Origin of the sequence: Corallococcus sp. 4LFB, from assembly GCF_046520365.1 — a bacterium.
GTDB classification, from domain to species: Bacteria; Myxococcota; Myxococcia; order Myxococcales; family Myxococcaceae; genus Corallococcus; species Corallococcus caeni.
On record NZ_JBKGHJ010000397.1, the window covers coordinates 1 to 8072 of the forward strand.

Here is an 8072-nt window from a genome sequence, read left to right on the forward strand (position 1 = left end):
GCGCGCGCTCGCGGGCGGCCAGCGCCCCCGTCACGGCCGCCGCGGCCCCGAGGAGCGTGCGGCGGGAGAGACCCGTCGGGTTCACATCGGAAGCAGCCGTCTTCTTCGTCATGGAGCAGGCACCGTTCGTGGAGGGGCGCCAAGTGGACCCGATTCCGCCACCGGGAGGAAGCGCCGTGGCGAGCATCGCGCCTCACTCGTTGGCGAGCACCTCCAGCAGCCTCCCGGTGACACGCGACACGTCGGCCCTCTCGCGGTTGGTCAGCACCGCGAGGGAGGCCTTGCGCTCGGGCAGGTAGAAGGCCAGGGCGGAGAACCCGGGGATTTCGCCGTCATGGCCCTGGCCAGGCCCCACGGGGGTGATGGCCCGCACCAGGCCCAGGCCATACCCAGGCATGTCTGGAATGGGCGTCGCCACCCAGTCGGTCATCTCCGCAAGCTGCGTCGGGGCGAGCAGGGAGCGCTCGAAGAGGGCCAGGTAGAAAGCACTGAGGTCGTCGGCGCTGGAGACCAGGGCACCGGCCGCGCCGGCCGCGGAGGGGTGGATGAAGTCCGTGAGGTCCCTCCAGGCGTGATTGTCCGGGTCCCGCGAATAGCCACGCACGGCGAGGGGCGGCAGCGGCTCGGCGCCGTCCAGCCCCGTGCTGTCCAGGTCCAGGGGCTCGAGGATGCGCGTGCGAAGCTGCTGCGCCAGCGGCGTCCCCGTCACCGACTCAAGGATGTGACCGAGGAGGATGTAGTTGGTATTGGAGTACTCCCAGCGCGTCCCTGGCTCGAAGGCGGGCGACTGCGCGGCGCCGTAGGCAATGAGCTCCTCGGGGGTCCACGTCCTGCCGGGGCGCGCCTCGGCCTGGGCGAGGAAGTCCTGGCTCTGGGTGTAGTTGAACGCACCGCTCGTGTGGTTGAGAAGCTGGCGCACGGAGATGCGGTCCGCACGGGGGAAGTCCGGTACCCAGGTGGCCAGCGGCGCGTCCAGGGACAGCTTCCCCTCGGCCTGGAGCTGCAGCGCCACCACGGCGACGAAGCTCTTGGTGATGCTGCCCACGCGCAGCCGGTCCTCGACCTTCAGCCGGGTGGCGAGCTCCACTTTGGAAACGCCCGCCGAGCCCCGCCACGCACAGTCCTGGAGACGCAGCGAGGCCGTGACCCCAGGGAGATCCCCGGCCGAGGCGGCCTCCTCGAGCGCGTCCTGCAGCCGGGGCGCGAGCCGGTCACAGAGCGGGCCGTCATCCTTCTCGCAACCCGAGACCCACAGCAACAGCATTGCGCCAAGCACACGTCGACCCAACCGATGGGTGAACATCCGAAGTCCTCCAAAAAGATTCGCGGTGTGCGTACTAAGCACCGGAGACCCGCGCAGCTGTTACCCGGTGACTGACGCGGCAGCAGGTTCCCTTCCTGCGCCGGTAGACACGCTCCTGATTTCAACCGGGGAAATGCAAAAGAATCCCCGCCGTCCCATCCCTCTTCAGACGCGCACTGAGGGGGAGCCAGCACCATGGGGATTCAAAGCACCACCGCCGCCAGCACCTACCGCGCGCCGACGACGCTCCGTCCAGGGCCCGCGCCAGCCCCCACCCGTCCGGCGTCCTGGACAAGTCCGTCGAGTCCTACCGGGCCGACCGCGCGGAGCGGCTCAAGGGCGTGGAGGCGCTCGATGGCGCTTCGAAGCGGATCGAGGGGACCGCCGCCCTCTACGTGGCGCTCAAGGACTACAAGGCGGAGCTGCGCAAGGCGGCCTCGACGGATGACTACGACGCCCAGCAGCGCTACATGGCCGACGCCGGCGCGATGAAGAAGAACCTCACCCAGGAGTTCCAGCGGCAGGGCATCCCCGGCATCGAGGCCTTCGAAGGCCTGCTGCGCGACTACCAGGCCTCCTTCGAAAAGGAGACCGTGGCGGTGGCCAACGACTTGATGGCCAGGACGGACCACGTCCTGCATGGATTGCAGGGCAAGTACCAGGACGCGGGCGTCGTCCAGGACCTCTACCAGCGGCTGACGAAGGCGCGCGAATACGAGGCCCAGGCCGTGTCCCTGGAGAGCACCGAGTCCAACCTGAGGATGGGCTCGGATGAAGGCTTCCAAGCAGGTTCAGGGCATCCAGCCCGGCTCCGTGCAGGACCTGGTCATCAACGACGCCGACGCCAACGCGCGGTTCATGAAGGCGCTGGTCGACGTGGGCCTGGGCGCGCTGGGGCTGGCCGCCGCGCTGCTGCCCGGGGGCGCCCTGGTGACCGTCGTCCTGACCGGCGCCGTGGCGGGGGCCCAGGTTGCCCGGAGCGTGGAAGACTACCAGGTGAAGGACGCGGCGTTCGGCGCGGGCATGCTGAAGGACGACCCTTCCCTGGCCGACGTGGTGCTGACCGTGGCGGGCGCGGGGCTCGACATCGCTTCGCTCAACTCCGTCCTAGCGGCGGTGAAGGCCTTCCGGATGTCCCCGGTGAAGGACGCGGGGAAGCTGGGGAAGGACCTGGGCAAGGTGCCCGGCATGAGCGAACCGTTCATCCGGCGGGTGGTGGCGGCGGAGACCGAGGCCCTGACCCAGGCGGCGTCCCAGGCCCCCAAGGACCTGAACACCGCGTTGATCAACCTGTACAAGGTGACGAAGAACCCTGAGTCCGCCAAGGCGGGCCCCGCGGCGCTCCGGTCGGCCTACCTCCAGGCGGTGACGGACGTCGGGGCGGACCCGAGGGTCCGCGAGGCGATGGGGAAGCTGAATGACCCCATGCTCCGCGAGTTCTTCGGGAAGCCCGAGGTGCATCCCCGAGAATGCCCGGTTCCAGGGGGCCTACACGGGAGCCGGGAACGGGCAGATGCTCAGCCGCTCCAAGGACTCGGCGCTCTCGTACGTGAAGCAGGCCCCGGGGCTCAAATCGGGCCAGGAGCGCGCGACGAAGTGGGTCATCGTCGAGGTCCGCGTCCGCCCCGAGGACATCGCCGAGGACATGTATGGGACGATGGACCACATCATCGTCAAGCGCGACGTGGACCTCACGAAGCTGCCCGGCGACCGGCAGCTCAGCGAGAAGGAGATCCAGGCGCTCGACAAGAAAGCGGCAGGAGGCCACCCCTAGCCGCGAGACGTCTTGAGACGACCGTGACACGGGTGGCACAATCCCAGGCAGGAGCGGTGTCACTGGCGTGTGATACAGGGAATTCCTCACCTGGAGATCCCCATGCGTCTACGCGCCCTTGCCTTGACCTGCTTCGCCGCGCTCGCGGCCTGTGACAACACCCCCATCGACTCCGAGTCCCCGGAGGAGCTGGGCGTCAGCACCGCCGCGGCGACGGCGACCCGCCTCTACGCCTCGGTGGGCGACAACGAGCTGAGCTTCGAGACGCTCGGCACCTTCGAGCAGCGTGACGGCGTGCGCGCGCTCGTCATCCACGCCACCGCGAACCGCTACCTCGCGGACGTCCTCAGCTTCGTCCCGGATGACGCCTTCGGCGACGCGAACATCATCAGCGAGCGCCGGTTCGAGATCGTCCTGCACGACGGCTACGAGCTCAACACGGTGCTCTCCGGCCTGCCGCTCTTCGTCAAGGTCACCACGAACACGGGGACGCCGCGCGCGTACACCGCGCGCATCGTGGTGGCCCCGCGCTTCTTCGACTTCCGCGGCGACTCGGGCATCTGGATCGACGAGGCGGTCACCCCCCGCTACGTCGTCCAGCCGAACAACAACCTCCTGTACCGGGGCCACGCCTCGGTCTCCGGGTACGTCGACTGGCTCTCCGTCACGGCGCCGGACGGCATCCCGGCCGTCTGGGGCCGGCCCAACTACAAGCTCGACTGGTCCTACCCGACGCTCCAGCAGGCCATGGACCCGCACACGGTCCCGCTCAACTTCAGCGCGGGCGGCGACAACGGCGCGACGATGCAGAAGACCGCCCGGCTGGTGGCGCGCGTGACGGAGCTCGCGCTCACCGACGGTGACGCCTACGACGTCTGGCCCAGCCCGCCCTGCGACCCCGTCGTCTCCAACTGCTACCAATCGCAGCCCGCGGGCACGACGGACTTCAGCCAGTGCGGCACCTACCGCCAGGTCCTGCGCTGCACCTACTGAGCGACCCGCGGCGGGTGTAGCCCGCAGGCTGTCGCCCCACTCGGCCCCCTCTCGGCGGGTCCGCACCGCGAGGGGGCTCCCCCTGGCAACGCCCGCCGAGCCCCGCGACGTGCGATGGTGGAGAGACAGCCGCGCCCGGACCGCTCAGCGAGCGAAAAGGCTACCGGCAGGACCTCGAAACCCAAGGCTCCCTTTCCACATGACTTCAGCCTCCTGGCGCCGGACCTTCGGCCTCACCGCCACCCTGGCCCTCTGTGCCTGCGGTGGTTCCGACAGCAACGCCTACCTGCTCGACTTCGGCTACGGCTCGGACACGCTCGTGATTGGCACGAGCAGCTTCGAGCAGGCACCGGATACCTTCCTCTCGGCCGACCACCTCTTCTTCAAGGTGGACAGCCTGACGTACAGGCTGGCGGACCTGCGGATGGACCTGCCACCCACGATGCGCTGCGAGGACGCCAAGGAGCTCCTCTCCCCAGCGATGTCCTGTGAGGACGCCGTGGCGAGCATCCCTGACTCGCCCTACCTCCCGGGCCCCGAGGACGGCAGTCATGGCGCGCTGCACCTGCCGGGCCCCGTGGAGGTGGGGACGGCCAGGCCCCTGACCGTGGGGGGTGAGCAGGTGTTCGTCCCTCGCGTCTCCTACGACGCCATCGACACGCGGTGGGCCCCGGGGACACCGGAGCACCCCAGCTTCCAGCTTCGCGCGCGCTTCATCTACGAGGGCAGGCCCCACGTGCTGGAGTTCGCCTTCCAGTCGGACGAGCCCATGCGCTTCGAAATCCGGGGCATCCCGACAGGGCTGCCCAGGGAGTTCGCGGACCATCCCGCCGCCTTCGGCGGGACCCTGGACATGGACGACTGGCTCAAGAGCACCGACATCGGCGGCTGCCTGGCGACGGGGGACCTGACGCTGGACGGGAACGTGCTGCGGCTGGAGACCGGACGGGGCGCCTGCGCGGATGCCGCCACGTCCCTGCGACTCAACATCCAGCAGAGCGGGAACCTGTTCGTCGGGCTGCGCCGGCAGACACGTCCGCGGGCACGACGGACTTCAGCCCGTGCGGCACCTCCCGCCAGGTCCTGCGCTGCACGGACCGAGCGACCCGCGGCGGGTGTAGCCCGGCGGTGGTCGCGAACAGGCCTGCTCTCCCGTGGGGTGTCCCGGGGGAGCAGGCCTTCGTACACGCGAGGATGTCTGTCGAATCAGAAGCGGGCGAGGAAGGCGTCGTAACCGCCAGCGGAGGTGTTGCCGCCGAGGCCTCCGTAGGTCTGTCCGACGACGTAGGCGGCGCCGGAGGCGTCCACGGCCACGCCGCGGGCCATGTCCGGGACCGGAGTGCCCAGGGTGCGGGTGCCCTGCTTGTTGCCGAGCGCGTCGTAGCGGGTGAGGAAGGCATCGGAGAGGCCCGCCTGCGGGTTGCCGTCGAGCGCGGACGACGTGTAGCCGACGACCTGCACGACGTTGTCCGGGGTGACGGCGACGCCGAACGCGTAGTCGGGCTGCGTCCCTCCCAGCATGCGGCTCCAGTCGCGGTTGCCGGCGCTGTCGTAGCGGGCGAGCAGCACGTCGATGGTGCCGGAGTTGGTGTTGCCATCCAGGCTGCCGAAGGTCTCGCCAGCGAGGTAGACGGCGCCGTCGGGGCCCACGGCGACGCTCTTTGCGTCATCGAGGTCGCCCGCGTCGATCTGCCGGACCCACTGCTGGGCACCGAGGATGTCGAGCTTGAGCAGGAAGATGTCGCTGCTCACCGGCGCGGTGGTGCCGTCGAGGCTGCCGGAGGTGTTGCCGACGACGTAGACCTCGTGCGTGGGCGTGACGGCGATGCCGCGCGCCACGTCGCTCATGGCGGTGCCGTACTGCTGGAGCCAGTACGGGTTGCCCCCCGTGTCGTAGAGCGCCACGACGATGTCGTAGTTGTTGGGATTGCCGCCGTTGGCGAAGCTGCCACCGGTGTAGCCGGTGAAGTACAGGGTGTCGTCCGCGCCAATGACGATGCCGGTGGCGAAGTCATCCATCCGCGTGCCGTTCTGGCGCAGCCACAGGCGATTGCCGGCGGCGTCATACTTGGCGATGAAGAAGTCGACGCCACCCGAATTCGTATAGAAATCAAAGCCGCCGAAGGTGGTGCCAGCGACGTACGCATTGCCGTCCGCGTCGGTGGTCACGGCGACGGCGCGGTCCGTTCCCGAGGTCCCGAGCTGGTGGACCCACTGGAGATTGCCGGCGGTGTCATACCGGGCAATGAACGCGTCCTGACCGCCGGCCTTCGGCTCGACGCCGAGCTGGCTGGTCGTCTGGCCTACCACGTAGACGCTCGTGCCGGAGACGGCCACGGCGTTGGCCTGCTCATCCAGGTTGGCGCCCAGCTGGCGCACCCAGGACGGAGGCGGGACCTGGGCCTCGGCGACGGAGGGGGCGCTCGCGGCGCAGACAACACTGGCGAGCCCGAACATGCTCAAGAGGGGGTGTTTCATCGCGCACTCCATTTCTCAGCGGGGGGAACTGAGCCGTGGGGACAGGAAAAATCTGCTACCACGGCATCCCTGTAAGACCACGAGAAGCGGGCGCGCGGAAGCTGGGTAGAGAAGGACACTGAGTACAAATGCAAAAGGTCGAGGTCTGCGGCACCGAGGACGGCAAGGCGGCGGTGAAGGAGGCCGTGAAGAAGACGGTCTGCCGGCTGTCGACCGAAGGAACCAAGGTCTCGCTGGACGGCAGCGTGCTGACCATCCACATCGACCCGGCGAAGAGCTCCATCGTGGGCAAGGAGCCCGGGAGCTACAGCTGGAAGGGCGCCCTCGAAGAGGTGCTGTAGCGCAGGACCTGCACGCAAGCCTTCCCACCTGCCGCGTCCCAGGGGGCAGGACAGGGGGTTGGCCTTCAGTCGTGACGGGCACGACCTCCCTGCGCTTCTCTCAACACGGCGCACATCCCTCCGCTACGCTCTCCCACGGCTGTTCACGACTGGAGTGAGACCATGAGCACCGGAAGCTTCATCTGGTACGAGCTGATGACCCACGATCCCGACGCGGCCGCCAGGTTCTACGGCGCCGTCGTGGGATGGAAGATCTCCGACGCGCCCGCGCCCATGCCGAACGGAGCGGACTACCGGATGATCATGCGCGGCGATGGTGGCTCCGCCGGCGGGGTCCTGCGCCTGTCCCAGGACATGCTGCGGAATGGCGCACAGCCTTGCTGGCTCGGCTATCTGCACGTGGCGGATGTCAATGCCTCCATCCAGGCCATGGTGGCCGACGGCGCCAGGGTGGTGATGCCGGGCATGGACCTGCCCGTCGGCAGGATCGCGATGGTCGCCGACCCGATGGGCACGCCCTTCTACGTGATGACGCCAATTCCACCGCCCGGCAAACCCAACGCGAAGAGCGACGTCTTCGACGTGAAGGAGCCGCAGCGCATCCGCTGGAACGAACTGGCCAGCCCCGATCTCGCGCGCGCCAGGACGTTCTACGCGAAGCACTTCCACTTCCAGTTCAACGACGTGATGCCCATGGGCCCAATGGGCGATTACTGCTTCATCGACCACGATGGCGTCCGGCTCGGCGCCATCATGCAGAAGCCCGCCGAGAGCCCCGGTCCCACCGGCGCCTGGCTGTTCTACTTCGGCGTCCCTTCGGTCGCCGAGGCGGAGCGCGCAATCACAGCCAACGGCGGCAAGGTGCTGCAAGGTCCGCACGAGGTGCCCGGCGGCGACTGGATTGTCGTCGCGACGGACCCCGCGGGCGCCGCGTTTGGCGTCGTGGGGCCCAAGGGCGAATAAAGTCAAGAGGGCAATCTGGACATGGGATTGCCCGCCTCGACAGGATGGACCGCGTGGTGACGCCTCAGCTCCCCGCGGGCAGCGCGGCGCCGGCCTCCGCCACGAAGCCGGGCGCGGGCGGTTCGCCAAAGAAGCGTGAGAGCTCGGCCCGGGCCTCGCGGGCCTGCGCCTCGCTGATGCGCCCTCGCGCTCCAGCCTCGGTGACGATGACGTCCGAGCG

The 8072-nt window shown here is 68.9% G+C and carries 9 protein-coding genes; 5 read left to right on the forward strand and 4 right to left on the reverse strand.

Annotated features, from left to right (window positions below):
- Window positions 1-193 precede the first annotated feature (193 nt).
- The 3 genes from ACLEQD_RS31745 to ACLEQD_RS31755 all read right to left on the reverse strand — a co-directional run bounded on the left by ACLEQD_RS31745 (window position 194) and on the right by ACLEQD_RS31755 (window position 2493).
- Window positions 194-1303: a serine hydrolase domain-containing protein gene (locus ACLEQD_RS31745; protein WP_410389249.1), complete on the reverse strand. Its 1110-nt coding sequence runs from the start codon at window positions 1301-1303 to the stop codon at window positions 194-196.
- Window positions 1304-1530: 227 nt separating this feature from the next.
- Window positions 1531-2088, reverse strand: coding sequence for a hypothetical protein (locus tag ACLEQD_RS31750; RefSeq protein WP_410389250.1), 558 nt, complete (start codon window positions 2086-2088; stop codon window positions 1531-1533).
- Between the two features lie 204 nt (window positions 2089-2292).
- Window positions 2293-2493 carry a hypothetical protein gene (locus ACLEQD_RS31755; RefSeq protein WP_410389251.1) on the reverse strand — a complete coding sequence of 67 codons (201 nt, stop codon included), beginning with the start codon at window positions 2491-2493 and terminating at the stop codon, window positions 2293-2295.
- Window positions 2494-2816: 323 nt separating this feature from the next.
- Here ACLEQD_RS31755 and ACLEQD_RS31760 point away from each other — a divergent pair, with 323 nt between their 5' ends.
- The 3 genes from ACLEQD_RS31760 to ACLEQD_RS31770 all read left to right on the forward strand — a co-directional run bounded on the left by ACLEQD_RS31760 (window position 2817) and on the right by ACLEQD_RS31770 (window position 5304).
- A complete protein-coding gene (locus tag ACLEQD_RS31760) occupies window positions 2817-3077 on the forward strand; it encodes a hypothetical protein (protein ID WP_410389252.1) in 261 nt (86 codons plus the stop codon).
- A 102-nt stretch (window positions 3078-3179) separates the two neighbouring features.
- Complete coding sequence (locus ACLEQD_RS31765) at window positions 3180-4070, forward strand: hypothetical protein (protein ID WP_410389253.1); 891 nt, start codon at window positions 3180-3182, stop codon at window positions 4068-4070.
- 199 nt (window positions 4071-4269) lie between these two features.
- Window positions 4270-5304 carry a hypothetical protein gene (locus ACLEQD_RS31770; protein WP_410389254.1) on the forward strand — a complete coding sequence of 345 codons (1035 nt, stop codon included), beginning with the start codon at window positions 4270-4272 and terminating at the stop codon, window positions 5302-5304.
- Here ACLEQD_RS31770 and ACLEQD_RS31775 read toward each other — a convergent pair.
- Window positions 5277-6548 carry an SBBP repeat-containing protein gene (locus ACLEQD_RS31775; RefSeq protein WP_410389255.1) on the reverse strand — a complete coding sequence of 424 codons (1272 nt, stop codon included), beginning with the start codon at window positions 6546-6548 and terminating at the stop codon, window positions 5277-5279. The two genes, ACLEQD_RS31770 and ACLEQD_RS31775, sit on opposite strands and share 28 nt — an antisense overlap.
- Window positions 6549-6676: 128 nt before the next feature.
- On the opposite strand from ACLEQD_RS31775, the gene ACLEQD_RS31780 reads away from it, so the two are divergent.
- Together ACLEQD_RS31780 and ACLEQD_RS31785 are read left to right on the forward strand one after the other, a co-directional pair.
- Window positions 6677-6889 carry a hypothetical protein gene (locus tag ACLEQD_RS31780; RefSeq protein ID WP_410389256.1) on the forward strand — a complete coding sequence of 71 codons (213 nt, stop codon included), beginning with the start codon at window positions 6677-6679 and terminating at the stop codon, window positions 6887-6889.
- A 162-nt stretch (window positions 6890-7051) separates the two neighbouring features.
- A complete protein-coding gene (locus tag ACLEQD_RS31785) occupies window positions 7052-7852 on the forward strand; it encodes a VOC family protein (protein ID WP_410389257.1) in 801 nt (266 codons plus the stop codon).
- Window positions 7853-8072 lie beyond the last annotated feature (220 nt).

Coding starts and splice junctions, on each gene's coding strand:
- ACLEQD_RS31745 (WP_410389249.1), bottom strand. CDS start 1,303: ATGTTCACCCATCGGTTGGGTCGACGTGTGCTTGGCGCAATGCTGTTG.
- ACLEQD_RS31755 (WP_410389251.1), bottom strand. CDS start 2,493: ATGCCGGGCACCTTGCCCAGGTCCTTCCCCAGCTTCCCCGCGTCCTTC.
- ACLEQD_RS31760 (WP_410389252.1), top strand. CDS start 2,817: ATGCTCAGCCGCTCCAAGGACTCGGCGCTCTCGTACGTGAAGCAGGCC.
- ACLEQD_RS31765 (WP_410389253.1), top strand. CDS start 3,180: ATGCGTCTACGCGCCCTTGCCTTGACCTGCTTCGCCGCGCTCGCGGCC.
- ACLEQD_RS31770 (WP_410389254.1), top strand. CDS start 4,270: ATGACTTCAGCCTCCTGGCGCCGGACCTTCGGCCTCACCGCCACCCTG.
- ACLEQD_RS31775 (WP_410389255.1), bottom strand. CDS start 6,548: ATGAAACACCCCCTCTTGAGCATGTTCGGGCTCGCCAGTGTTGTCTGC.
- ACLEQD_RS31780 (WP_410389256.1), top strand. CDS start 6,677: ATGCAAAAGGTCGAGGTCTGCGGCACCGAGGACGGCAAGGCGGCGGTG.
- ACLEQD_RS31785 (WP_410389257.1), top strand. CDS start 7,052: ATGAGCACCGGAAGCTTCATCTGGTACGAGCTGATGACCCACGATCCC.